The 24,464-nt window shown below is 68.3% G+C and carries 16 protein-coding genes, 2 tRNA genes and 2 pseudogenes; 6 read left to right on the top strand and 14 right to left on the bottom strand.

Annotation, left to right across the window (positions count from 1 at the left end):
• Positions 1–132: 132 nt before the first annotated feature.
• The 3 genes and pseudogenes from QFZ61_RS01390 to QFZ61_RS01380 form a co-directional block, all read left to right on the top strand.
• A complete protein-coding gene (locus tag QFZ61_RS01390) occupies positions 133–660 on the top strand; it encodes a histidine phosphatase family protein (RefSeq protein WP_307032628.1) in 528 nt (175 codons plus the stop codon).
• A 113-nt stretch (positions 661–773) separates the two neighbouring features.
• Entirely contained in the window at positions 774–1,307 is a 534-nt protein-coding gene (locus QFZ61_RS01385) for a hypothetical protein (RefSeq protein WP_307032625.1), read from the top strand.
• Positions 1,308–1,337: 30 nt separating this feature from the next.
• Positions 1,338–2,213, top strand: a pseudogene (locus QFZ61_RS01380) (EamA family transporter); the annotation flags it as partial.
• A gap of 749 nt (positions 2,214–2,962) precedes the next feature.
• Here QFZ61_RS01380 and QFZ61_RS01375 read toward each other — a convergent pair.
• The 5 genes from QFZ61_RS01375 to QFZ61_RS01355 all read right to left on the bottom strand — a co-directional run bounded on the left by QFZ61_RS01375 (position 2,963) and on the right by QFZ61_RS01355 (position 8,167).
• On the bottom strand, positions 2,963–3,601 hold the full coding sequence (locus tag QFZ61_RS01375; RefSeq protein ID WP_307032622.1) for a TetR/AcrR family transcriptional regulator: 639 nt from the start codon (positions 3,599–3,601) through the stop codon (positions 2,963–2,965).
• The gene (locus QFZ61_RS01370) at positions 3,598–5,664 is read right to left on the bottom strand and encodes a YhgE/Pip domain-containing protein (protein WP_307032619.1); all 2,067 of its coding nucleotides are present in this window, start codon (positions 5,662–5,664) and stop codon (positions 3,598–3,600) included. The genes QFZ61_RS01375 and QFZ61_RS01370 overlap by 4 nt, the downstream gene beginning before the upstream one ends.
• On the bottom strand, positions 5,661–6,338 hold the full coding sequence (locus tag QFZ61_RS01365) for an ABC transporter ATP-binding protein (protein ID WP_307032618.1): 678 nt from the start codon (positions 6,336–6,338) through the stop codon (positions 5,661–5,663). The genes QFZ61_RS01370 and QFZ61_RS01365 overlap by 4 nt, the downstream gene beginning before the upstream one ends.
• Before the next feature lie 133 nt (positions 6,339–6,471).
• Positions 6,472–7,929, bottom strand: coding sequence for an NAD(P)/FAD-dependent oxidoreductase (locus QFZ61_RS01360; RefSeq protein WP_307032617.1), 1,458 nt, complete (start codon positions 7,927–7,929; stop codon positions 6,472–6,474).
• Between the two features lie 164 nt (positions 7,930–8,093).
• Positions 8,094–8,167: transfer RNA gene (locus QFZ61_RS01355), tRNA-Arg, on the bottom strand.
• A gap of 280 nt (positions 8,168–8,447) precedes the next feature.
• Here QFZ61_RS01355 and QFZ61_RS01350 point away from each other — a divergent pair.
• The gene (locus QFZ61_RS01350) at positions 8,448–10,280 is read left to right on the top strand and encodes a phosphoenolpyruvate carboxykinase (GTP) (protein ID WP_307032615.1); all 1,833 of its coding nucleotides are present in this window, start codon (positions 8,448–8,450) and stop codon (positions 10,278–10,280) included.
• A gap of 76 nt (positions 10,281–10,356) precedes the next feature.
• Here QFZ61_RS01350 and QFZ61_RS01345 read toward each other — a convergent pair whose 3' ends face one another.
• The 4 genes from QFZ61_RS01345 to QFZ61_RS01330 all read right to left on the bottom strand — a co-directional run bounded on the left by QFZ61_RS01345 (position 10,357) and on the right by QFZ61_RS01330 (position 14,066).
• Entirely contained in the window at positions 10,357–11,517 is a 1,161-nt protein-coding gene (locus tag QFZ61_RS01345; protein WP_307032612.1) for a globin domain-containing protein, read from the bottom strand.
• A 151-nt stretch (positions 11,518–11,668) separates the two neighbouring features.
• The gene (locus QFZ61_RS01340; protein WP_307032610.1) at positions 11,669–12,118 is read right to left on the bottom strand and encodes an Rrf2 family transcriptional regulator; all 450 of its coding nucleotides are present in this window, start codon (positions 12,116–12,118) and stop codon (positions 11,669–11,671) included.
• Positions 12,119–12,132: 14 nt separating this feature from the next.
• Complete coding sequence (locus tag QFZ61_RS01335; protein ID WP_307032608.1) at positions 12,133–12,642, bottom strand: hypothetical protein; 510 nt, start codon at positions 12,640–12,642, stop codon at positions 12,133–12,135.
• Between the two features lie 5 nt (positions 12,643–12,647).
• Entirely contained in the window at positions 12,648–14,066 is a 1,419-nt protein-coding gene (locus QFZ61_RS01330) for a phosphomannomutase/phosphoglucomutase (RefSeq protein ID WP_307032606.1), read from the bottom strand.
• 124 nt (positions 14,067–14,190) lie between these two features.
• On the opposite strand from QFZ61_RS01330, the gene QFZ61_RS01325 reads away from it, so the two are divergent.
• Positions 14,191–16,392, top strand: a complete 2,202-nt coding sequence (locus tag QFZ61_RS01325) for an ATP-dependent DNA helicase RecQ (RefSeq protein ID WP_307032604.1) — start codon at positions 14,191–14,193, stop codon at positions 16,390–16,392.
• 130 nt (positions 16,393–16,522) lie between these two features.
• On the opposite strand, the gene QFZ61_RS01320 is transcribed toward QFZ61_RS01325, so the two are convergent.
• From QFZ61_RS01320 to QFZ61_RS01310, 3 genes are all read right to left on the bottom strand, one after another.
• Entirely contained in the window at positions 16,523–18,187 is a 1,665-nt protein-coding gene (locus QFZ61_RS01320) for an NAD(P)/FAD-dependent oxidoreductase (protein WP_307032602.1), read from the bottom strand.
• A 160-nt stretch (positions 18,188–18,347) separates the two neighbouring features.
• Positions 18,348–18,435 (bottom strand) — tRNA-Ser (locus tag QFZ61_RS01315).
• Between the two features lie 82 nt (positions 18,436–18,517).
• Positions 18,518–20,728, bottom strand: a complete 2,211-nt coding sequence (locus QFZ61_RS01310; protein WP_307032600.1) for a prolyl oligopeptidase family protein — start codon at positions 20,726–20,728, stop codon at positions 18,518–18,520.
• A 74-nt stretch (positions 20,729–20,802) separates the two neighbouring features.
• Between QFZ61_RS01310 and QFZ61_RS01305 the strand changes: the two are divergent.
• A pseudogene (locus QFZ61_RS01305) lies at positions 20,803–22,771 on the top strand (FAD/NAD(P)-binding protein).
• A 3-nt stretch (positions 22,772–22,774) separates the two neighbouring features.
• Here the strand turns inward: QFZ61_RS01305 and QFZ61_RS01300 are convergent.
• Both QFZ61_RS01300 and QFZ61_RS01295 read right to left on the bottom strand, forming a co-directional pair.
• Complete coding sequence (locus QFZ61_RS01300; protein ID WP_307032598.1) at positions 22,775–23,014, bottom strand: hypothetical protein; 240 nt, start codon at positions 23,012–23,014, stop codon at positions 22,775–22,777.
• Entirely contained in the window at positions 23,011–24,453 is a 1,443-nt protein-coding gene (locus tag QFZ61_RS01295) for a glycosyltransferase family 2 protein (RefSeq protein WP_307032596.1), read from the bottom strand. The genes QFZ61_RS01300 and QFZ61_RS01295 overlap by 4 nt, the downstream gene beginning before the upstream one ends.
• Positions 24,454–24,464 lie beyond the last annotated feature (11 nt).

The following is a 24,464-nucleotide window of genomic DNA, read 5'->3' as shown; positions in this document are numbered from 1 at the left end:
TCCGTCCCTCTCCGGGGCGGGCGCTTTCGCTTGCGCTCTCGGGACACGATCCCTTACTTTCATCATCGAAGACTGGCGGGACCGTGATGTGGTCTGCGCCGGGCGAGGTGCCGGCCGCACTAGGCTTGAGCCATGAGCGAGCATCACATCAAACGGCTGGTGCTCATGCGCCATGCCAAAGCCGACTGGCCCGGCGGCGTTGCCGACCACGAGCGGCCGCTCGAAGAGCGCGGACACCGCGACGCGCCGGTGGCAGGCAGATGGCTCCTCAAACACGGCGTCGTCCCCGACTTCATCCTTTGCTCCAGCGCCCTGCGTACCCGGCAGACCTGCACGTGGGTCTGCAGCGAACTCGGAGACAAGGCTCCAACGCCTAAGCTCGAAGACGGCCTCTACGGCGCCTCCGCGCTCCGCATGCTGGCTGTCATTAACCACGTTCCGGACACTGTCACGACCCTGATGGTGATCTCCCACATGCCCGGAGTGCAGGACCTGGCCATGCATTTGGCGTCGCGTGATTCGGACCATGATGCCTATCTGGACGCGGCCACGCGCTACCCCACCAGCGGCCTGACCGTTTTTGAGACGGAGAAGCCCTGGGCCGAACTCGACGGCCAGGACGCGAAGCTGACTCACTTCAAGGTGCCCCGGGCGGCGTAAGGCGGCGCGGGCCGGACGATCGTTGGTCAGTGCGCTGATTGTGTTGTTTACTGATGCTGTTATTGCTTTTACTGATGGTGTTTCTTGGCGACCGAGGGAAAAGGTGGATCACCGTGGATTCAGGACAGCTTGTGTGGATCATTATCGGCATCGTAGTAGTGCTCGCGATCATCGCTGTGGTGGTCAGTATGGGCCGGAAGCGCAAGACCGTCGCGGACCGGAACCGTGCCGCGGAAATGCGCGAGAAGGCGGAAGCCGACCAACTGGCCGCAAGGGAGCACGAGGCAAAGGCCGCGCGGGCGGATGCCGATGCCAAGGCCGCCGAAGTGGAAGCCGAACGCCTGCGGCGGCAGGCCCAGGGTACCCAGCAGGAGGCCGAAAGTGTCAGGGCCGGCGCCCAGGAGCAGCTCCGCAAGGCAGACCACGTCGACCCGGACGTCAAGACGGGCAAGGACGGCGAACGAATCCATAATGAGCACTCAGGCGACTCGCATGCTCACGACGCCCAACACGAAGAGCTTCGCAGGGACCGGACCGACCGCGTTCGTCCGGCAGGAACCGAGGACACCACGGTGATCCACGAGGAAACGACGGCCGAGCGGCACGACACCGACGGCCAGCACGGTGAGCGGCCCCGCAATCTCTGAGCCGCTGGAGGGACCGCGGCCGCCAGCACGATGAGCCCCCGTCATTCCGGGCTCGCCCTGCTGGTGGCCGTGCTGTGGGGCATCAACTTCGTCGCGATTGACCTCGGCCTGCACCCCGCGGGAGCCCAGATGCCCCCGCTGTTGTTCGTTGCCATGCGTTTCACCCTCGTGGTGTTCCCCTGCATCTTTTTCATCCGAAAACCGGACGTCAGCTGGAAGGCGATCATCGGCGTCGGACTGTTGATGAGTGCGGGACAGTTCGGGCTGCTCTACCTGGCCATGGCCCTGGGCATGCCCGCGGGTCTCGCGTCGCTGGTGCTGCAGGCCCAGGTGCTGCTGACGGTCCTGCTGGCCGCCGGAATCCTCGCCGAAAGACCGACCCGGCGGCAAGTTGCGGGAGTTGTCCTTGGAATTGCCGGGCTGGCCGTCGTCGCCGTGGGCCGAAGCCTGGTCGCCCCGCTATTGCCGCTGCTGATCGTGCTGGCAGCGGCCCTGTCCTGGGCCGGCGGCAACATCGTGGCCCGCAAGGCAAAGGCCGCTTCCGGGCTGGGGCTCGTGGTGTGGTCCGGCGCTGTGGTGCCGGTGCCCCTCGCCGGTCTTTCGCTGTTGGTGGACGGGCCCGCGGCGGTATCGGCGGCCCTGCTGGACCTGCAACCGGTGACGGTGATCAGTGCTCTCTACACCGCCGTCTTCGGTTCCCTCGTGGGCTATGGAATCTGGAACCGCCTGCTGGGACTGTATCCCTCTTCCGCCGTCGTTCCGTTCACGCTGCTGGTCCCGGTGGTGGGGATGACGACGGCGTGGCTGGTCCTGTCCGAGGTACCCTCGGCCGCTGACGTGGCGGGCGGTCTGCTGCTCCTGGCCGGGGTGGCAACCGCTGTGCTGCGCGGCCGGGGTGTGGGTCCAGGCGGCAGTCAGGGTGTCCTGCCCGACGCCGGGCCCGATCAACGCCCCGATCAACGCCGGGTGGGAGCCTTGGCGGAGGGCCGGACCGGGACCTTGGCGGCCGGTTTGGCCGCGGATGCCCGGGGTGCGGCCGGTTTGGCCGCGGATGCCCGAGGTGCGGCAGGTTTGGCCGCGGAGGCCCGCGGCGCCGCGGTGCGCGTCCCCGATGCCCGGACCGCGGGTCGGGCGACGGGCCGGCCGACGGGCCGGGAAGCAGGCCCGGAAGCGGTTTGACGCGCGGCCGGGCGGGAAGTGGCAGCGGGCTGCCGGGACCTATAGCCCGATCGGGCCGCGTTGCCCCGGCCGGGCAACACCGTGCCGGCAAGCAGCAGGAGCAGCGTCGCCGCCCCGGCAGCCACCGCAAGATAGAAGTAGAGGTCCGGGTGTTCGGTATCCACCCGGGTGGAAAGCGCGTCCGGGTCCGCGTTGAAGGCCAGTCCCCACTGGCGCAGGAACGCGATGCCGAAGGCGATGAACAGAACGCTGCCGATCCCGCTGGCCAGCAGAGTCTTGTGCCGCCGTCGGATTACCACCTCCGCCACGCAGGCGACGTACGCCAGCGCCGAGGCAGCCAGGAACCAGAGCGCCACCGTCTCGTGCAGGGTGGCGCCGGTGAGCACGAGCAGCGCCAGCGCCGCCACGGACGCACCAATGGCAGTCCTGCCGCTCTTACCCATGTGACGCATGGGACTAATCATCCCTGAGGAGGACTACTTCACGACGTAGCCACGCATGCTGGCCATGATCGCGGCGACGCTTTGCGCCCGGGTGCGCTCGGGGTGGTAGGTCTGGCGGTCCAGTCCCACCACGAAGCATGCACCGAAGATCGCTGTCTCCAGGCTGCCGCGGGAAATTCCGGGGTCGACGGCATACTTCGCCTCAACGGCCTCGATCGCGGCGCCGATGACGCCGAGGAGACGGCCGCGAAGCTCGGCAAAGGTGTCCTGCCACTCACTCGGGGTCCGCCAGTTCTCGCTGACCCACAACCGGGCGAACGAGGGATACTCGGCCATGAAGTCCATGGCCTGGCCGATCATCTCATCCATAGCGGCCAGCGGATCCGCGGCCTCATCTTCAACGCTCAGCAGCCGCGCCATCAAAATGTCCACGCCGTGCCGCAGCAGCTGCGCGATCAGGTCCGACTTGCTGCCGAAGTTGTAATACACCGTGCCCTTTGAGACCCCGGCCGCCGCCGCGATCTCATCGACCGTCACGCCCGCGGCCCCCCGCTCGCCAATCAGCTCCATCGAGGCCTCGAACAACTTTTGCTTGGTGGCATTGGTGCGGCCCGGGCGGAGCTTCTTGCCGGCGTCGGACCCGGATTCCGCGGTCGGACTGGGCAGGCTCATACGGCTATCTCCGGCTTTAGGGTCTTGAGTGTCCAGAACTTGTGCTTCCGGACGGCGACGGCGGACATTGCCAGTCCCAGCAAAGTGTAGCCAACCAGGCCCAGCATCGTGGGCACGATTCCGGCCAGGTCTGCTCCGTAGATCAGGTGCCGCATGCCGCCGACCACATAGCCCATCGGCAGGAGCTGGTGCACCACGTGCAGCGGCTCCGGCGTGGTCTGCCAGGGGAAGGTTCCGCCGGAGGAGACCAGCTGCAGGACCAGCAGAATCAGGACCACAAGTTTCCCGGGGGAGCCGAGCAGCGCCACCACACCTTGGATGATGGCACTGAACGCCATGGCGGCGGCGAGCATCAGGACCCACATCAGCACCGGATGGGCAGGATCCAGACCGAGCCCGACGTCGACCACCAGGGTCAGCAGGCTGGCCTGGACGGCGGCGACGGTGAGGAACGGCAGCCAGCCTCCGACGGCGATCTTCCACGACGGCGCGTTGGACGCGAGGGCGCGCTGCGTCACCGGGCGCATGGCCTGGATCAGCATGAAGACCCCGATCCACAGCGCCAGGGTGAGGAAGAACGGCGCCAGGCCGGCGCCGTAGGACCCCGCCTTGGCCTGCGAGACATTGCTGACAGCCACCGGATCCGCCATGACCTTGGCGACGCTGTCCTTTTGCGCGTCGTCAGGGTTGGGGACCTTCCCGGCGCCCGTGGCCAATTCGCCGGCGAGCGTTCCGGCGCCATCGGCCGCGCTAGCCGAACCGCTGTCGAGCTGCGCCGCGCCGTCGTCGAGCTGCTGGGCGCCCTGGGACAGCTTCTCCGCACCCGCCAGGGCGTTCTGCTGGCCGGCGGCGAGGTCTGCAGAGCCGCCGGCCAGCTGGCCAGCACCCGCGGAGGCCTGACCGACCGCCTCCGTCAGGGCGGGGGCCGCTGCCGCCAGCCGGGATGCTCCGTTGCTGACCGCAGCCGAGCCGTCCGCGAGCTGCTGGACCTGCGCTGCGGCGCCCGTGAGGGCGCCAGCGGGCCCGGAAGACACGGAGGGCGCCGCGGCAGGATGAGCGTCGTAGTCAGCCAGCATGGCGTCGGCCTGGGTCTGGTTGATTGTCCCGGCGGCAACCAGCCGGTTCGTCGAATCCACCACCCTGGCGCGCTGTGCCTGCGCTGCGGCCGCCGCGGAGGCCTGCTCCGCGGCGGCGAGCTGTCCCGCAATGGTCTGGAACTTGGTGTTCAGTGCCGCGTTTCCGGCAGCGACCTGGGCGGCGCCGTCGGCCAGCCGCTGGGAGTCGGCTGGCAGCGTGGAGGTCTTGTCCTGTAGCTGGCCCAGGCCCGCGGACAGTTGCCCCGCCCCGGCGTTGAGGGCGTTCGCGCCGTCCAGGAGCTTGCGCTCGCCGGCCACCAGCTCACCGCTTCCGTTCCTGAGCGCCGAGGTGCCTTGATGCAGGCTGGTGGCTCCCTCATGGACCGAGGACACTCCGCTGGCCAGCTCGTGGGCGCCGTCGGCGGCTTTGAGCATCTGGGAATGTATGGTTCCGAAGCCGGTGAGCAACTGGTTGGCGGTCTCCTCGCCCACTTCCTTCGCCACGGTGGCGTGGACAGCGGTGGTGAGCTTGTCGACGATGGTGCCGAGCAGGTAGTTGTTGGCGTCATTGGTGGTGACATTCAACATGGCCTGGTTGGCCGCGTCGAAGTTACCCGGTGACACCAGGTTGGCGGAGAAATCACGGGGGATCTTCAGGGCGAAGGCGTATTTGCCGCTGCTCACGCCCTCGTCCGCGACATCCGTGCTGGTGACGGTTTGCCAGTTGAAGACGTGCCCGTCCACCAGGCTGTCGGCGACCTTGCGGCCGGCGTCCAGCCGGGAGCCGTCAGCGGAGCTGGCCCCGGTGTCCTCCACCACCAGGGCGGCGTCGATCTGGTTCAGCTTGCCGTACGGGTCCCAGTTCGCGTACAGGTACACCGCGCCGTAGAGCAGCGGTACCAGGGTCAGCGCCAGGATCGTCAGCTTCGGCAGTAGGCCGCCGGTCATGCGCTTGAGTTCGGAGCGGGCCAGCCGCAACACAGTCATCGGGCATCCTCGGTTTCGGGTTCAAGAACATCGGCGGTCGGTTCGGGGGCAATATCAGCGTTTCCGATGGTCGCGACTGGACCGGTCCAGCCCGCCGGAACGCTGGCGACGGTAGCGACGACGGCGAGCGGGCGTCCGGCGTCGAACGCGAGCTCCCGGAGCCGCGGCAGCCAGTCGGCCGGATCGCCGCTGTGCCGGTCGGGGGAGTCGACCACCAGCAGGTCGGTATGCGGATTCGCCAGGGCCAGGGCCGTCAGCAGCTCGAGGCGGCGGTCTGCGGGCAGGTCGTCCGCCCAGGAACCGGCGATGTCTTCGAAGCGGTTGACCTTGAGCCAGGGCGTACTGAGTAACGTGCCGCGGTACCGGCGGGGGACCAGGGCCAGGTCTTCGGTGACCAGGTCACGGACGCTGAGGTGCTGCTCGGGCTCGTTGACGCCGGGGGCATCCACGACGGCGCTGGCCAGCCGCAGCTGCCTGATTTTCGTCTGGCCGTCCCAGGCGACGCTGCCGGCGGTGGGTTTCATCCTGCCGGTGAGGGCCAGGGCCAGGGCGGTGCGCTGGTCCTGGCGCTTGCCGGTCACGAGCAGAAGATCGCCCGCCGCCGCCTCCAGCGAGGTGGGCGGGAGCAGGGCGTCCCGGCGGCCCTTCACGGTGAGCTGTTGTACGCAGAGCAAGAAAAGCCTTTCGCAGAAAGTATCTGCTTCAAGGCTAACTAAACTGACCGGTCAGTTCAAATAGATGTGTGCGAACGGACACTTGAGGCCCCGGAACCGCCGGGTTCCGGGGCCTCAACTGTCCGTTCGCGCCTTACAGGCCGTACTTCTCCAGCAGCCGGAGCCACACCTCGCTGATGGTGGGGTAGGACGGCACGGCGTGCCAGAGCCGGTCCAGCGGGACTTCGCCGACGACGGCGATCGTGGCGGCGTGCAGGAGTTCGGCCACGTCAGGGCCGGCGAAGGTCGCCCCCAGCAGCGCCTTGCGTTCCTCATCAACCACCAGCTGTGCCCAGCCCTTGTAATGCTCGGAGTGCAGTGCGGATCCGGCCACTTCGATGGGAAGCTCCACGGACGACGCCTGGTAGCCGTCCCGCCGTGCCTGCTCCAGGCTCCGGCCCACGTTGGCCAGTTCCGGGTCGGTGAAGATCACGTTGGGAACAGCATGGTCATCCGCTGTCTGGGCGTAGCGGGTCCAGGGTGCCGGCTCGCCACTAAGAGTGCCTTCCGCCCGCGCGACGATGGCGTCACCGGTGGCGCGCGCCTCGTACTTGCCCTGATGGGTCAGCATCACCTTGCCGGCGGCGTCACCGACAGCGTAGAGCCACGGTTCGTGCTCGTTCCCGTCAGCTTCCCGGACGAGCCCGCTGGCATCGGTCCTAAGCCGCGGGGGCTCTCCCTCGCCGGCGTTCAGTCCCACGCTCTCCAGCCCGATCCCTTCCGTGGCGGGGTGCCGCCCTGTGGTCACGAGCAGCTTGTCGACGGCCACGCTGCGGCCGCCATCCAGTGCCAGCGTGAGGGAGCCGTCGTCGTTCTCTTTGACGCTGTGCGTTCCGGTGTGGAGGTGGAGCTGGACGCCGTCGGCCCGGAGCCCGGCCTGGACGAGCTCGGCCGCCGGAGCCGGAAAGGCCCCGAGGAGGCTGCCGCGGGCCACCAACGTCACCGACGAACCGAGCCGCGCGTAGGCCTGGGCAAGCTCGGTGCCGGCAACACCGCCGCCAAGTACTCCGAGCCGGGCCGGAATGTGCTGGGCGGACGTGGCCTCCCGGGTGGTCCAGAAGTCGACGTCACTGAGGCCGTCGATGGGAGGAATGCTGGGCCGGGACCCGGTTGCCACGACGACGGCGCGGCGCGCGGCGAGGGCATAGCTGTTTCCGTCGGAGCCTGCCACCTCGACGCGGCGCCGGCCGGTGATCCAGCCGTGGCCGCGGATGAGTTCGATTCCGGTGTCCTCGACCCATTTGACCTGGCTGTCGTCCTGCCAGTTGGACGTAAAGTAGTTTCGCCGCTTCAGGACCGCCGCCGTGTCCAGTACCCGGGTGACGGCTTCTTCGGCGCCGGGCACGGTCTGGGCGCCGTGGAGCGCCGTGCCGGGGCGGAGCAGTGCCTTCGACGGCATGCAGGCCCAGTAGGAGCACTCGCCGCCCACCAGTTCGGCCTCCACGAGCACCGCAGTCAGTCCGCCTTGAACGACGCGTTCAGCGACGTTCTCGCCGACGGCGCCGGCTCCGATAACAATGACATCGAATTCGCGTTCAACCTGTGCCGTCATGGCATCAGCCTAACCCTGCGGTCCGCCGTCCGGCGTTCGCTGCGGTTCCGGACCCGGCGCAACCCGGATCCGGGCCGCCCCCGTCCAAAACCGCCGCGGATTTCCGGATGCGCCGAGGAAACAAAAAGATCCGCACCGGCGGACCGGTGCGGATCTAATTTCTGTGCGCCCAAAGGGATTCGAACCCCTGACCTTCTGTTCCGTAGACAGACGCTCTATCCAGCTGAGCTATGGGCGCATTCTCGGTTCTTTCCGGAGTATCTCGCTCCCCGAACCTCGAATTACTTTACGCGAGGTGGGGCGATAGTTCCAAATCCACCGGCCTGTAATCTGCCTGACTAGACCGGTCTATGTGACCTTAGTCACTTAAAAGCTGCGCTCCGGGCGCAGGAATCCTTGAATCCCCGCGGTTTTTGCTGCGGACACCCATCATCAACCCGCCGTTGGCCCGGAATCTGAATCTCCGGCGCGACCTAGCATTTAGGACACACGACTGAACCCGAGGAAAGGGAACCGTAATGGGCGATCTGGCGCGACTGCCGCTGCTTGAGAAAGCACCCACTACCCATGCAGGACTGCTGGCATGGGTTGAAGAGGTAGCTGACCTGACCCAGCCGGACCGGATCCACTGGGTTGATGGCACCGAAGCCGAAAACACCCGGCTTACGGACGAGCTCGTCGCCGCAGGTACCCTGACCCGGCTGAACGAGAAGCTCTTCCCGAATTCCTTCGCCGCGTTCTCGGACCCGGCCGACGTCGCCCGCGTGGAAGAGCAGACCTTTATCTGCTCGGAGAACGAACGCGACGCGGGCTTCACCAATAACTGGATGGCGCCCGCGGAGATGAAAGAGAAGCTGCGCGGCTTGTTCAGGGGCTCCATGCGGGGCCGCACCATGTACGTCATCCCGTTCGTCATGGGCCACCTCGACGCCGAGGATCCCAAGTTCGGCGTCGAGATCACGGACAGCGCCTACGTGGTCGCTTCCATGCGGATCATGGCCACGATCGGCACCGAGGTCCTGGACAAGATCACCGCAACCAACGCTTTTTTCGTGCCCGCCCTGCACTCGCTGGGTGCGCCGCTGGAAGCCGGCCAGGCCGACGTCTCCTGGCCCTGCAATCCCGAAAAGTGGATCGTGCACTTTCCCGAGGAGCGCTCCATCTGGTCCTACGGCTCTGGCTACGGCGGTAACGCCCTGCTGGGCAAGAAGTGCTACGCGCTGCGCATCGCCTCTGTCATGGCCCGGGACGAGGGCTGGCTCGCCGAGCACATGCTCATCCTGAAACTGACCTCGCCGGAGAAGAAGAATTACTACGTGTCCGCCGCGTTCCCCTCCGCTTGTGGCAAGACCAACCTCGCCCTGCTGGATCCCACCATCGACGGATGGAATGTGGAGACCCTGGGCGACGACATCACCTGGATGCGGATCGGCAAGGAAGGCGAGCTGCGGGCCACCAACCCGGAGGCCGGCCTGTTCGGTGTCGCGCCGGGCACCGGCTGGGGCACCAACCCGAATGCGATGCGGGCTATCGCCAAGGGCCACAGCATCTTCACCAACGTCGCCCTCACCGACGACGGCGGCGTGTGGTGGGAGGGTATGACCGACGAAGTTCCCGCGCACCTGATCGACTGGCAGGGCAACGACTGGACCCCGGCGTCGGACAAGCCGGCCGCGCACCCCAACTCCCGCTTCTGCACCCCGATCTCACAGGTCGACATGCTGGCCGAGGAGTACTACAACCCGGACGGTGTGGAGATTTCCGCGATTCTCTTCGGCGGCCGCCGCAAGACGACGGTGCCCCTGGTGACCCAGGCCCGCGACTGGACCAACGGCATCTTCATGGGTTCGACGCTTTCGTCCGAGACCACGGCCGCTGCCTCCGGCCAGGTCGGCGTGCTCCGCCGCGACCCGATGGCCATGCTGCCGTTCATCGGCTACGACGCAGGCGACTACCTCAAGCACTGGATCAGCGTCTCGGGCAAGGCCAACCCGGAGCGGCTGCCGCACATCTTCCTGGTGAACTGGTTCCGCCGCACGGCCGACGGCGGCTTCGCCTGGCCTGGCTTCGGCGACAACGCCCGGGTCCTCAAGTGGGCCATCGAGCGCATTGAGGGCAAGGCCGACGCCGTCGAAACTCCCATCGGCTACGTTCCCACCGGAGATTCGCTGGACGTCACCGGCCTGGACCTGACCCACGCCCACGTGGAGGACGCCGTCCGCGTCGACCGCGAGGAGTGGGACGCCGAGCTGGCTTCCATCGAGGAGTGGTACGCGAAGTTCGGCGACTCGCTGCCGGATGCGTTGCAGGCCGAACTGGATTCCTTGAAGGAACGTATGTCCGCGCACTAGCGGGCGACCGATCCGGAAATCCTTACGACGGCGGCCCCGCACCTTTTCGAAGGTGCGGGGCCGCCGTCGTTTTTTACTAGTTGGCGAGCCAGATATCCGGGCCGAAGACCTCGTAGTGGATCTTGGTGGCCGGGATGCCCGCGTTGATGGCCTCGTTGCGGATGTTCTTCATGAACGGCAGCGGCCCGCACAGGTACAGCGAGGCGTTGGCCGGCAGGTCGACATCACGCAGCGACATGAAGCCTTCCTTGGCGCCTGCCTCGGGGCGTTCGAGCCAAAGCTGCAGTTCGGCCCCCTCAAGCTGGTCGACGTCGTCGGTCATCTGGGAACGCAGCGCCCAGCTGTCGAGAGTGCTCTCGGCGTGCAGGACCAGCACCTGGCGGTCCGAGCCGGACCTGGCCAGGGAGCGCAGGATCGAGGCCGACGGCGTGCACCCGATGCCGGCGGAAGCGAGAACCACCGGGCCGTCGCTGTCCTTGAGCGTGATCTCGCCGTAGGGATTGGAGATTTCAAGGATGTCGCCGACTTCGACGTGGTGGTGCAGCACGGGGGAGACTTCGCCGCCGTCGTCGAGCTTGGTGGTGAAGCTGCGGCTGGTGCCGGCGTCACCGGAGAGGGAGTACTGGCGGACCTGGCGCAGGCCCTCAGGGAGGGTGACCTTGACGCTGACGTACTGGCCCGGAAGCGCGGGAGTGATGGGGGTGTCGTCGGCTGGTTCCAGAATGAATGTCATGGAACCGGTGCCCGCGGGGGTCTTGGCCGCAACGCGCCACGGGGTCCACATTTTGCCGTTGGCCTGGGCGGCGTAGAGGCCCTTTTCGAGTTTGATCAGCGCGTCGGCCATCAGCCAGTAGACCTCGGTCCAGGCTTCGGCGATCTCGGGGGTGATGACCTCGGCCAGGTCCTCGGCGATGGCGGCGAAGAGGTGCTCGTAGACCACCTGGTACTGCGGCTCGGTGATGCCGAGCGAGGCGTGGCGGTGTGCGATGCGCGAAAGGACGGTCTCCGGCACGGTGCCCGGGTTGCTCACGAGGTGGCTGGCGAAAGCGGCGATGCTTCCGGCCAGGGCCTGCTGTTGGTCGCCGGAGCGCTGGTTGGAGCGGCTGAACAGTCCGTCCAGCAGTTCGGGGTGCGCGCCGAAGAGGCGGGCGTAAAACTTGGGGGTGATTTCGCCGATCCGGGAACCGACGAGCGGCAGGGTGGCCTCGATGACCGGGAAGGACTTGTCCGAGAGCATTGCGAACTCCTGAGATAGTGGCCGGCGTCTTCAACCGGACCGTTTCCATAAATACATGCATTTCAAATACGAGTATTTATGCCTTAGTTCTACACGGCGTAGAAAACCGTTGCAAATCAGTGTGGCGCCGGGCGTGGCGCGCCGAAAACCGTTACAGGCCGGGGCGCAGGCCGATGGCTTGAAAGACGGGGTTCATCTGCCGGGATGTGGGCAGCGAGGCAACAACGATGTCGTCAAGCTCACGGTAAAACGCCTCCCGGGCTCTGCCCAGGGCGGCCCTGAGCCGGCACTCGCTGACCAGCGGGCAGCTGCCCGTGGCGGCGACGCAATCAGCCGGGTCGGTCCGGGTGTCGAGCGCCCGCAGCAGCTGGCCCACGGTTGCGGCGCGTCCGGCACTGCTGAGCCGGGCTCCGCCGTTGCGGCCGCGTTCGACGTCGATCAGGCCGAGTTCCCGCAGCTTCGCCATCGCCTTGCTGACGTGGTTGTAGGGGGTGCCGACGGCGTCGGCAATACTCTGGGTGGTGAGCAGCTCGCTGCCCGCGGCTGCCGCGAGGACCATCATCGCGCGCAGGCTGACGTCTGCGAAAGCATTGATTTTCATGCCACCGGCCTGGTCTAGTCCACCCAGACAGCGGGTTCGTTGGTGTCGGCGGACAAGTCGCCGAACTCCAGCTCATTGGTACCCGGGTTGGGGCTGTAGGGCAGCACCGCTGCGAAGACCGAGCCGTCCTGGTGCTCGGCGGCAACGTGGATCGCGTCCGAGTCCTCTTCCAGCAGCGTGATGTCGCAGACGATCGCGGCGGCGCGGAACTCGCTGCGGTGCTGGCGCAGGAGTTCGGTAAGGTCGCTGATCATGCCGTCGGCATCGAAATCGCCGTCGCTGCCGGCGGCGGCATCGGCCGGCGTGACGGCCACCAGGCGGACCTCGCCGTCGTTCTCCACCACCAGGGCGAACGGCAGGAACCCGCCGTTGCGCTCCAGCTGTTCCTGGGCAGATCCCACACCGGTGCCGAGCAGGTTCTCCAGGTCGGTGGCACTGGCGGCCGGCACTGAGCCGCGCCACGAGTCTTCGGCCGGGTCGGCCGGCTGCAGGACTGTTTCCGGAGTCTCGGATGCCTCAGTCACGCCGGTCAGTTCCGGACCACGGCCAGCACCCGGTCGCGGATGCGTTCCATGGTCTGCTGATCAGTGGCCTCGACGTTCAGGCGGAGGAAGGGCTCGGTGTTGGAAGGCCGCAGGTTGAACCAGTAGCTTCCGTCCGCCGCGATAAACGTGCTGCCGTCGAGGTAGTCGACCTCGACATCCTCGGCGTGGAAGTCTGCACGGACGCGCTCGACGGCACCGGCCTTGTCCTCGATTTCGGAGTTGATTTCGCCGGAGGAGCGGTAGGGCTCGTACTCCCGGCCGAGTTCGGACAGCGGTCCGTCCTGCTCCCCGAGGGCCGCCAGGACGTGCATGGCGGCCAGCATGCCGGTGTCCGCGTTCCAGAAATCGCGGAAGTAGAAGTGCGCCGAGTGCTCGCCGCCGAAGATCGCGCCCTCGGCCGCCATCACGGCCTTGATGAAGGAGTGCCCCACCCGGGTCCGCACCGCCCGGCCGCCGTCGGTGGCCACCAGTTCGGGCACCGCACGGGAGGTCAGGAGGTTGTGGATGATCGTTGGGTTGTCCTCGCCGTTGGCTTTCGCTCGGGCGATTTCCCGGCGGGCCACCATGCCGGTGACCGCCGACGGCGAAACCGGCTCACCCTTTTCGTCGATGACGAAGCAGCGGTCGGCGTCGCCGTCGAAGGCCAGCCCGATGTCCGCACCGTGTTCGACGACGGCGGCCTGCAGGTCCCGCAGGTTCTCCGGCTCCAGCGGGTTGGCCGGGTGGTTCGGGAAGGACCCGTCGAGCTCGAAGTAGAGCGGGATGATCTCCAGCGGCAGTTTGGGCAGCAGCGTGTCGCCGAGGACGGCCGGCGTCGTCATGCCCGCCATGCCGTTGCCTGCGTCAACCACGACTTTGAGCGGGCGGGATGCGCTGAGGTCCACGAGGCTGCGCAGGTACTCGGAGTAGTCCTTGAGTACGTCGCGCACGCTGATCAGGCCACGGGTGCCCTGCGCGGGGATGTGGCCGCTGTTCAGGTAGTCCTCGGCCAGGGCCTGAATCTCCTTCAGCCCGGTCTCGGACGAGATCGGCACGGCGCCCGCCTTGGCCATCTTGATGCCGTTGTATTCGGCCGGGTTGTGGCTGGCGGTGAAGGTGGCGCCGGCCGCGTTCAGCGCACCGCAGGCGTAGTACAGCTCGTCGGTGGAGATCAGGTCCAGCAGCTGGACGTTCGCCCCGCGGGTCGCGGCGCCGTTGGCGAAGGCGCGGCTGAACTCGGGGGAGGAGGGGCGCATGTCGCCGCCGACCAGCACGGTCTCTCCGGCCAGGCCCAAGACGTCCACGAAGGCGGCGCCGACGGCTTCGACGATTTCCACTGTGATGGATTCGCCGACGATGCCGCGCACGTCGTAGGCCTTGAAGGATGCCGAGAGGTCAAAAGTCTTCGTCTGATCGCTAGTCACGGCACCATCCTACGTGGAAGCTGTCGCGGGCGGCCTGAACTTGCCTCCGTATGTGGACACCGGTTGTCCACATACGGGCGGCTCCGGCTTCGTGGCTGTCCGAGGTGGCTGGGATACTGAAGCAATGGCCCATCACCAGAACGCTGCAGTCTTGTCCGATTCCGAACCCGAGTCCGTCGCCGGCGCCGCGGAGGAATCCGGGACGCGCGCGCAGGCCCAGGCGGTGCTGCGGGAGCTGGTGGGCCACCCCGGGGCTGAGTTCCACGATGGCCAGTTCGAGGCGATCGAGGCGCTGGTCGACGGCGGCCGCCGCGCCCTGGTCGTGCAGCGCACCGGCTGGGGGAAGTCCGCCGTTTACTTCGTCGCGTCCCTGCTGCTGCGCCGCCGCGGCGCCGGGCCGACCCTGATCGTGTCGCCGCTGCTGGCGCTGATGCGCGACCAGGTCGCGGCCGCCGCGCGGGCCGGCGTGCGGGCCGTGGCCATCAACTCGGCAAACCAGCTCGAATGGGACACCGTCCGGGAACAGCTCGCTGCCGACGAAGTCGATGTGCTGCTGGTGTCACCGGAACGGCTCACCAACCCCTCCTTCCGGGAAAACCAGCTGCCTGAGTTGATCCGGCGGACCGGGCTGCTGGTCATCGACGAGGCACACTGCATCTCCGACTGGGGCCACGACTTCCGCCCCGACTACCGGCGGATCGCGGACCTCATCGCCCAGCTGCCGGACAGCGTGCCGGTCCTGGCCACCACGGCGACCGCCAATTCGCGGGTGGTCCACGACATTGAAGAACAACTCGGCGAGGGGGTGCTGACCATCCGCGGCGCCCTGGGCCGTGAGTCCCTGCGCCTGGGCGTGCTCCGGCTCCCGGATTCACGCGAGCGGCTGGGCTGGCTGCTCACACACCTGCGTGACCTTCCCGGCAGCGGCATCATCTACACGCTCACCGTCTCCGCCGCGGAAGACACCGCCCGCCTCCTGGCCGAAGCCGGCCACGAGGTGCTCGCCTACACCGGCCGGACGGACCCCGCGGACCGGGAACGGGCCGAACAGCTGCTCAAAGACAACCAGGTGAAGGCCCTGGTGGCCACCTCGGCCCTTGGCATGGGCTTCGACAAGCCGGACCTCGGCTTCGTGGTGCACCTGGGGGCACCGTCGTCCCCGGTCGCCTACTACCAGCAGGTCGGCCGCGCGGGCCGTGGCGCGGCGAACGCCGACGTGCTGCTCCTGCCCGGCTCGGAAGACCGGGACATCTGGCAGTACTTCGCCACCGCCTCGATGCCTTCGGAGGAAAAGGCGGCCGCTGTCCTGACGGCCCTTGCCGAGGCAGGCACTGCTGTGTCCACGGTGGCGCTGGAAGCCCGGGTGGACCTGCGCCGGACGCCGCTGGAACTGCTGCTGAAGGTCCTGGCGGTCGACGGTGCCGTCGAGCGTGTGGGCGGCGGGTGGCGCTCCACCGGCCAGCCGTGGACCTACGACGCCGAGCGGTACGGGCGGATCGCGGAGGCCCGCGTAGACGAGCAGGATTCGATGGTGATTTACCAGGACACTGCGGGCTGCCGAATGGAGTACATCACCTCAGTCCTCGACGACGAGACGGCCAGGCCCTGCGGCCGCTGCGACAACTGTGCCGGCCGGTGGTTCCCGGCAGACATCGCCGCGGACGCTACGGAAGCTGCCGGCGCGACGCTGAACCGGGCCGGGATCGTGCTGGAACCCCGCCTCCAGTGGCCCAGCGGGATGGACCGCCTGGGTGTAAACGTGAAGGGCAAGATCAAACCGGAGGAGAGCGTGGCGAACGGCCGCGCGCTGGCCCGGCTGACCGACCTCGGCTGGGGCGGGGCGCTCAGGGAGACCTTCGCCGCCGGCGCCCCCGACGGCGCCGTGGACCCCGGAATGCTGGGGGCCTGCGTACATGTGCTGCGCGAGTGGGGAAGCGGCGACTCGCGGACCCCCGGGTGGAGCGGTGCGGGCCGGCCGGCCGCGATCATCAGCGTTCCTTCACGCAGCAAGCCCGAGCTCGTGGAGTCATTGGCGCGCGGCATTTCCGAGATCGGCCGCATCCCGTACCTGGGCCAGTTGCAGCTGGCCCACGGCGGTCCCACGGGCGGACGCGGCGGGAACAGCGCATACCGGCTCGCCGGGGTCTGGGAGCGCCTGGTGGTCGGCCCTGAGCTCGCTGCGGCCCTAAACGGCCTCCAGGGTCAAAGTGTCATGCTGATCGATGACCTGGTGGACAGCCGCTGGACCGTCACCGTGGCAGGGCGCGCCCTCCGGCAGGCAGGCGCCGGAGCCGTGTTGCCGCTGGTGCTCGGCCAGGCCGGGTAAATCTCATAACGGCGGGGCGGCTGCCGGCGGGCAGCGGGTCGGCCGCCGGCAGGCAGCGGGCGGCCGCCGGCCGGTCCTGGGCGGCGGCCGGCACGCCCAGGCGTTCGTTCGCGTCGCGTTCGCGTCCGGCTCAGGCAGGCCCCACAGACTGCTCCGCTTCCAGCACGGCCATCGCGGCGTTGTGGCCGCCGATGGCGCTGACGGCACCGCCGCGGCGCGCGCCCGAGCCGCAGAGCAGGAGTTGCGGATCATCCGTGGCTACGCCCCAGCGCCGGGCCGGGGTGTCCAGCGGCTCGCCGTCTTCCACGAAGGGCCAGTCCAGTCCGCCGTGGAAGATGTTCCCGCGGGGCATCCCGACGGCGTGTTCGATGTCCAGCGTGGTCTTGGTTTCGATGCACGGCCTTCCGTCGGGGCCGGTGAGCAGCAGTTCTTCGATGGGCTCGGCAAGGACACTGTTGAGCGAACGCAGCACCGCCGCCTGCAGCTCTGCCCGCCGGTTGTCGTTGTTTTGCGGGGTGATGAGTCTGTCCGGGACGTGCAGGCCAAACACCGTGAGGGTCTGGGCGCCTGAGGCCCGCAGTTCCGGGGACAGGATGCTGGGGTCGGTCAGCGAGTGGCAGTAAATCTCACAGGGTAGGGGCTCCGGCACGCTGCCGGCAGCGGCGCTGAGGTAGGCGCTGTCCAGTTGGGACCAGGTTTCGTTGATGTGGAAGGTTCCGCCGAAGGCCGCTTCCGGGCTGGCACCTTCGTCCAGCAACCGCGGCAGGCGCTTGAGCAGCAGGTTGACCTTGACCTGGGCTCCCTCGCGCAGGTGGTTCGGGTGCTGCGTCGCAGACCGGCCTCCACTGGGCGCGGGCGTCCCGGCATGAGCTGCCGGCCCGGTCCCGGCCGGCTCCGCGTTACGCAACCGGTCCAGCACCACTGGGGCCACGTTGGCCAGCACCCAGGGGGCAGCAACGGTATGGTCCTCGCCGCCGTGCCGGTAACAGACGACGCCGCCCGGGCGGACGGAGGTGGCCTCCGCCGCCACCAGAATGGTCGCGCCCGCGTCCCGGGCGGCGCGCTCGAGTTCTCCGGACACCGCGCCCATTCCGCCCACGGGGACGTCCCAGTCGCCGGTGCCGCCGCCGATCAGGTGGTAGAGGAAGCAGATGTTTTGCTGCAGGTCTTCGTCGTCGGCGCGGGCGAACGTGCCGATCAGCGCATCCGTGAGTACGACGCCGCGGACCAGGTCGTGCTGCAGTCTTCTGGTGATCGCCTGCCCGATCGGTTGCTCGACCATTGCTTCCCACGCCTGTGCGGCTCCGGCCTCGGCGACCAGCAACCTGGCCTGGGACCGGGTAGGCAGCGGTGCGGTCATGGTGGGCCAGAGCGAGCGGGTTAGCTTTCCGCACTCGGCATAGAAGTCGTTGAAGGCACGGTGTTCGTCCTCGGAGGCCCCGATGGCGGCGAAGGAGGCGGCAGTGGACGATGCGTCTTCGTTGTCGACCAGCAGCGCCCGGCCGGAGCAGGACGGATCCGGGGTGTAGGAGGAGTAGCGGCGCCGGGCGAGCGTGATGCGCAGGCCCAGGTCGTCGATGATTTGTTGCGGCAGCAGGCTGACAAGGTAGGAGTAACGCGAGAGCCGCGCCCCGACGCCGTCGAACGCCTGCGCGGAGACCGCGGCGCCCCCGGTGTGGGCGAGCTTTTCCAGCAGCAGAACCTTCCGGCCCGCCCGGGACAGGTACGCTGCGGCGGCCAGGCCGTTATGGCCGCCGCCTACGATGATCGCGTCAAACGCGTGGCTGGTCGACATGGGCCCATCCTGCCATCCCGAGACACCGCCCAACAGGGGCGGACCCGGGCGTTAATCCCTGGCCCGGAGCTGAGGGAGGGTTTCCGGAATGCGCGCCGGAGCTGAGGGAGCGTCAGGGCGGGGAACGCAAAAGGCCCCGGTCCAGGACCGGGGCCAAACGCGGAGACGGGGGGATTTGAACCCCCGGTGGAGTTGTGCCCCACACTTCATTAGCAGTGAAGCCCATTCGGCCGCTCTGGCACGTCTCCAATTGCTATTACTAGCCAACCAAGGATACGCAGAACCGGCCATGCAGTGCAAAACGGTCAGCGCGGCCGGGCGCCCCGCCGGTTAAGCACCCCGGCCGGCGAGGGCCCGCCAGAGGAAATGCTGGCTGCGGCTCTGCAGCGCCGCGGCCTGCCGGTTGTCCGAAGCACCGGCGTGGCCGCCCTCCAACGCCTCGTGGAACCAGACGTTGGGGATGCCCATCGCCTGCATCCGGGCCGCCATCTTGCGGGCCTGCACCGGGCCCACCCGGTCATCGGAGGTCGCGGTCCAGATGAACGTTTCGGGATAGTCCACGCCGTCACGCAACAGGTGGTACGGCGAGAAAGTCCGGATGAACTCCCATTGCTCGGGCACGTCCGGGTCGCCGTATTCGGCAATCCAGGAGTACCCGGCGGAGAGCTTGCTGTAGCGGCGCATGTCCAGCAGCGGGACGCCGCAGGAGACGGCACCGAACAGTTCCGGGTACTGGGTGAGCATGTTGCCCACCAGCAGCCCGCCGTTGGAGCCGCCCACGCAGCCCAGCCGCTGGCGTGAGGTCACGCCGCGCGAGATCAGGTCCCGCGCGACGGCGGCGAAATCCTCATAGGCGCGGTGCCGTTTCTCCTGCAGCGCGGCACGGTGCCAGGCCGGCCCGTACTCGCCGCCGCCGCGGATGTTCGCGACGACGTAGACCCCGCCCCGGCTGTGCGGTGCCTCGCCCTCGGCGCCCGCTGAATCCTCCGTGCGCCGTTCAAGCCAGGCCCGGCCGACGGCGCCGCTGTAGGCAGGGGTACGGGAGATCTCGAAGCCGCCGTAACCGGAGAGCTGCGTCGGGTTCTGCCCGTCCAGCACCAGGTCACGGGACGCGATCTGGAAGTACGGCACCCGGGTGCCGTCCGCGGACACGGCGAAGTGCTGCTGCACCTCGTAGGCCTCCTCATCGAAGAACGACGGCGAGGTCCGGACTACCTCGTGGGCGCTGACCACTCCGTCCACGCCGGCGCGCGTCAGGGTTCCGCGGGTCAGGGTCGTCGGGGTGGCGAAGCCGGTGGCGAGCAGCCAGAAGTCGTTTCCGGAGTCGCCCTCGTCCTCATCGTCGACGGCGTACGCGTTGACGTCGTGCAGTGGCGGGCACGCGTCCAGCAGGCTGGACGCCCAGGCCACGTCAGTACCGGGGCGTTCCGGATCCAGCACCCGGATCTCGGAGGACACGTCCCGCAGCAGGTTCAGCAGCAGGAAGTCGCGGGTCCAGCTCCAGGACTGCAGGGAGGTGTGCTCATCCGGGGTAAACAGCACGGACAGTTCCCGGCTGCCAGCCAGGAAGTCCTCGAAGTTGGCTGCCAGCAGGGACCCCGCGGGGTAGCTTGTCCCGTTGACGGTCCAGTCCCCTTGCGGCCGGAACAGCAACCATTCCCGGTGCGAACTCAGGTTCACATCGGCGGGAACGTCGATTTCCACCCACGATCCGTCCCGCAGCACCGAGGTGCGTTTTTCGAAGAAGCTGATCCAGTCCACCGCGAAGGTCCGCTCGAAGCCCGGGGTGGAGTCGTGGGCCAGCAGCGCCATCATGTGGTCTTCCGGGATTTCGAACAGCCTTTCGGCGGCCGCCAGGGATTCGCCGCGGCCCAGGACCACCCCGGTCCGGGCGTAAGAGGAACTCGTCCGCGGCAGATTATCGGCCGTGGTTGCCACCAGCAGGGTGTCCCCGTCCAGCCACGACACGTTGCCCTTCGCCGTCGGAAGGTCGAAGCCCCCGGCTTCGGGGTCGACGAAGCTGCGGGTTTCGACGTCGAACTCCCGGTAGCGGTTCGCGTCGCCGCCGTCGGGGGAGAGCGCCAGCATGGCCAGCCGGTGCGGCTGTCCCGCTGCGGGGCGCAGGAAGTTGGCGCCATGGAAGACCCATTCCTCCCCTTCATCCGCGGCGAGGGCGTCAATGTCGAGCAGGATCTCCCACGTGGGGGCACCCGCCCGGTAACTCTCCCAGTCCGTCCGCCGCCACAGGCCCTTGGGGTTGGCGCGGTCCTTCCAGAAGTTGTAATACCACTCGCCGTGCTTGCCGACCATCGCGATCCGGTCGGTGGAATCAAGGACCTCCAGGATCCGGCCTTCCAGTTCGCCGTACTCGGCGTCCTCCAGCAGTTCCTCGGTCCGGGCGTTCTGTTCCCGGACCCAGGCCAGTTGCTCCTCGCCGTAGATCTCCTCCAGCCAGATGTTCTCGTCGACGGGTTCCGGGGCGCTGACGGCGCCGGAGGCCGCTCCGGGCACGGGTGTTTGCTCATCTGCAGTGGTGGTCATGCGCCCATCCAAGCAACTCCGACGCCGGGCAGGCAAGTCAAGCCGCGGGCCCGGATGCCGATACGCTGGTTGCCGTGGTCATATCGCAGAGCATCCGGACGGCAGTGGTCGGCGCTGGGCCCAGGGGCACCAGTGTGCTCGAGCGGCTGCTCGCCAACTGGGCTCCCGCTGCTCCCGGAGCCACGCTGCACGTCGACGTCGTCGACCCCTATCCCGCGGGCCCGGGCCACGTCTGGCAGCCAGGACAGTCGCGGCTCTACCTCATGAACACGCAGTCCTTCTATCCCACCGTGGTTCCCGAGGACCCCGAGCTGGCGGAACCCCTGGCCGGGCGCACCTTCAATCGCTGGCGGGAACAGCAACGCAACAGCCCGCACCCGGCGCTGTCCGCGGAGGAGCTCACCGAACTGGCCGGGCTGGGGGCCGCGGACTTTCCCAGCCGCGCGCTCTACGGCCGTTACCTGCGCTCCACCCTCGAGGAACTGCTGGAAAACCTCCCGGACGGGGTACGCGTGGACTTCCACCAGACCTCGGCGACCTCGGTCCGGCCGGCAGCAGAGGCAGAGGGCGCCGGGTTCGACGTCGCGCTCGCCGACGGCACGGTGCTCACCGTCAACTCCGTGGTGCTGGCCCTGGGCCACCTGGAATCCCGCCTCAACCCGGAACAACGCGAGCTACAGGCCGCGGCGGAGGAGCTCGGGCTGGGCTACCTTCCGCCGGCCGCGCCGGCCGACGTCGACTGGTCCGTCGTCCCGGCAGTGCAGCCCGTGCTGGTGCGCGGGATGGGCCTGAACTTTTTCGATGTCATGGGCCAGCTCACCGAGGGCCGGGGCGGCAAGTTCCTGCCCGCCCCCGAGGGGGCCGGACTGACCTACCTGCCGTCCGGGCGGGAACCGTTCATCATCGCCGCGTCCCGGCGCGGCACCCCGTACCGGGCCAAAGCCACGCTCGCCGGCTACTACCCGTCCTCGGTGCAGCTGAGGTACTGCACCGAGGACGCCTTCGCCAAATTCGCTGCCACCGGGATCGTGCCCGCCTTCGACCATGACCTCTGGCCGCTGCTGCACCGGGACGCCGTGTGGGCCCTACTACGCGACGCTGGCGCGCTCGCACCCTGACGACGTTGGCGCCGACCCGGACGGGTTCCTGACCGGGCTCGAGGAGGCCCTGCGGCCGCACGCCCACTCCACGGTGAAGTGGGAGGACGCTGCCAAGGAAGTCATTGAGGCGCACGTCGGGCCGGCCCACCGGCTGGACCTGCTGGGCCTCGCCGCGCCGCTGGCCGGGCGCCGTTTCAGCTCCCGGGCTGAACTCGACGACGCCGTCACCCACTACCTGCTCGACGACGCCCGGCGCTCCGCCCTCGGCGAGGACGACCCGGTGAAGATGGCGATCGGCGCGCTGCACCACGGGCGTGCGGTGTTAAAAACGGCGGTTGCCGACGGCGGCATCACCGAGGAATCCTGGGTCGCCGGGCTGCGCGGCTGGTTCGAAGCCTTCGTCGAGGGGCTCGCCAGCGGTCCGCCGGCGCTTCGTGCCGAACAGCTCGCTGCCCTGGTCCGTGCCGGTGTGGTCAGCTTCGTGGGTCCGGACCCCAAGTTCGGCGTCGACCGGAAGGCCCGGACCTTCACGGCGTCGTCGCCGTGGGTGGCGGGGCCCGACGGCGGCGGCGCCGGAGACAGGGCGGAGGCGGCCGTGCTGATCGAAGCGCTGGCGCCGGCCAACCGGGTCGCCGTCAATGCTTCGCCGCTGCTGGAGCAGCTGCTGGCCGAGGGCCTGGTCCGGCCGCGGCTGACGATGACCGCCGAGGGCATCCCCATGCAGAGCTCCGGGCTGGACGTGGTCCCGCATCCTTACCGGCCGTTGGGGGCGAACGGCGAGGTTACGGAGAACCTTTACGTGCTGGGGCTGCAGCTCTCCGCCGCCCAGTGGGGCACCGCGATCGCGGCCGAGGCGCGGCAGGAACGGGGTCCGGTGTACCGCAGCGGGCAGCGCACGTTGCGCGACGCCGACGAAATCGCCCGGGACATCCTGGCCCGGTAGCGGCTAACTCCCGCCGTCGGGGCGGCCGTCGGGGTGGATGCTCCGGGTTTCGGAACGTTCGTTGCGGTTGCGGATCCAGTCCGACGGATGCACCGTGGGCAGGATCTTCGCCAGCGCCAGGGCGGCGTACATCACCGTATTGATTGCCACGAAGGTGGCGAGCACGGCGAACCACTGCGCATGCAGCAAGGCCTCCGGGAACAGGATCCCTGCGGGCACGGCGACGACGGCTAGGGTGCTCATGCGCGCTCCGCCCCGGTGGTTTGCCGCGGTCGTACCTGGGTGACGTGTTTCCAGCTGGCAGTCCGTCCAAGCGAGATGTCCGCGACACCCTTGAGGTAGACCACGTTGAGGAACATGTCGAAGCACAGCTCCGGAAACAGGGTGAGGGCCAGGAGCCTGGCACGCCAGCCGCCCTTCCAGACCGTGGCGACGCGTTCGGCCATGAACAACAGGCCCAGCCCCAGCCAGAACGGGAACCAGATCCAGGTGTCCAGCGAGAACACCATCAAAAACACCAGCAGCAGATAAGAGCCCAGCGCGATTACGCCGTAACCGATCCCCAGCTGCTGGGCCCAGTAGCGCAGGGTCGGGGCTGTGATGCCGTAGGCGCCGATGTTCTCCAGGGCTCCGCGCTGCCAGCGAAGCCGTTGCGCCCAAAGGGTGCGCCAGCCGGGCATCAACTCGGTCACCACCGTGCACCGGTCCGGCGAAATCATCAGGCCGCCGAGGGATTTCAGGGCGATCGTCAGCTCGTTGTCCTCGGTCAGTGCTGCGGTGTCGTACACGTCCCCGGGGTTCCCCGGAATCGAGACCCCGCGGCTCGCCGCGACGGTGCGCAGCGCCCGGGACCGGAACATCGAGGCAGTCCCGGTCAGCACGAACACCCTGCCGCGGCGCCGGCTGATCTGCCGGCTGTACCGGAGGTATTCATTGCGTTGGAACTGGCCGATCAGTCCGTGCCCGGCTTCGCCGTAGAACAGTCCTCCGACTGCCATCAGGGCGCGGTCGGAGACAAAGCGGTCCACGGCGCCTGCAAGGAACCCGTCGTCGAGCCGGGTGTCCGCGTCCATCACCATGACGACGTCGTTATCACCGAGGCCGGGGAGCAGCTGCTTGAGTACCTGGTTCAGTGCGCCGGCCTTCTTTTGCGTGTTGTTCACCGACTCGATCACTTCGACGCCGGCCCGGCAGGCGAGCGCGACCGTGGCGTCGGTGCAGTTGTCCGCCACCACAATGACGCGGTCCGGGCGGCGGGACTGCTCCAGCAGCGACGCGATGGTCGAAGGAAGCGAGGCTTCCTCATTGTGGGCAGGAATGAGGACGGTCACCGTCACGGGACCGGCGTACTCACCGCGCGTCGCCGCCATCACGACGCGCGGAGCCAGGGGGCCGGTCAGCGGGTCCAGGGACCGGCGGGAGCGGTTGGCGATCCGCCGGTCCACCGCCGCCACGCCGGCGGCCAGCAGGAGTGCCATGGCCATGGCGGCAAGGAGGACGCGCGGGGGCGGGGCGTCCGTGTTGTAGAGGATGCTCCAGAAGCCGAAAAACAACCCCTGCGTCGGAGACTCGGCCAGTGCGGGGCCGCCGGCGTCGACGGCAAACCACAGCAGGGCTGCCGCACCGCCCGCGGTCAGCGCAATGAGGATTCCTACGGCGCGGTGTAGTTTCGCTTTGCCCACGCCTCATGGTA

The organism is Arthrobacter sp. B3I4 (assembly GCF_030816855.1).
Taxonomy (GTDB): domain Bacteria; phylum Actinomycetota; class Actinomycetes; order Actinomycetales; family Micrococcaceae; genus Arthrobacter.
Note: the sequence above shows the minus strand (reverse complement) of the source record. Positions and strands in the feature narration are given on the sequence as shown.

Coding starts and splice junctions, on each gene's coding strand:
- QFZ61_RS01390 (WP_307032628.1), top strand. CDS start 133: ATGAGCGAGCATCACATCAAACGGCTGGTGCTCATGCGCCATGCCAAA.
- QFZ61_RS01375 (WP_307032622.1), bottom strand. CDS start 3,601: ATGAGCCTGCCCAGTCCGACCGCGGAATCCGGGTCCGACGCCGGCAAG.
- QFZ61_RS01370 (WP_307032619.1), bottom strand. CDS start 5,664: ATGACTGTGTTGCGGCTGGCCCGCTCCGAACTCAAGCGCATGACCGGC.
- QFZ61_RS01360 (WP_307032617.1), bottom strand. CDS start 7,929: ATGACGGCACAGGTTGAACGCGAATTCGATGTCATTGTTATCGGAGCC.
- QFZ61_RS01350 (WP_307032615.1), top strand. CDS start 8,448: ATGGGCGATCTGGCGCGACTGCCGCTGCTTGAGAAAGCACCCACTACC.
- QFZ61_RS01345 (WP_307032612.1), bottom strand. CDS start 11,517: ATGCTCTCGGACAAGTCCTTCCCGGTCATCGAGGCCACCCTGCCGCTC.
- QFZ61_RS01340 (WP_307032610.1), bottom strand. CDS start 12,118: ATGAAAATCAATGCTTTCGCAGACGTCAGCCTGCGCGCGATGATGGTC.
- QFZ61_RS01325 (WP_307032604.1), top strand. CDS start 14,191: ATGGCCCATCACCAGAACGCTGCAGTCTTGTCCGATTCCGAACCCGAG.
- QFZ61_RS01320 (WP_307032602.1), bottom strand. CDS start 18,187: ATGTCGACCAGCCACGCGTTTGACGCGATCATCGTAGGCGGCGGCCAT.
- QFZ61_RS01310 (WP_307032600.1), bottom strand. CDS start 20,728: ATGACCACCACTGCAGATGAGCAAACACCCGTGCCCGGAGCGGCCTCC.
- QFZ61_RS01300 (WP_307032598.1), bottom strand. CDS start 23,014: ATGAGCACCCTAGCCGTCGTCGCCGTGCCCGCAGGGATCCTGTTCCCG.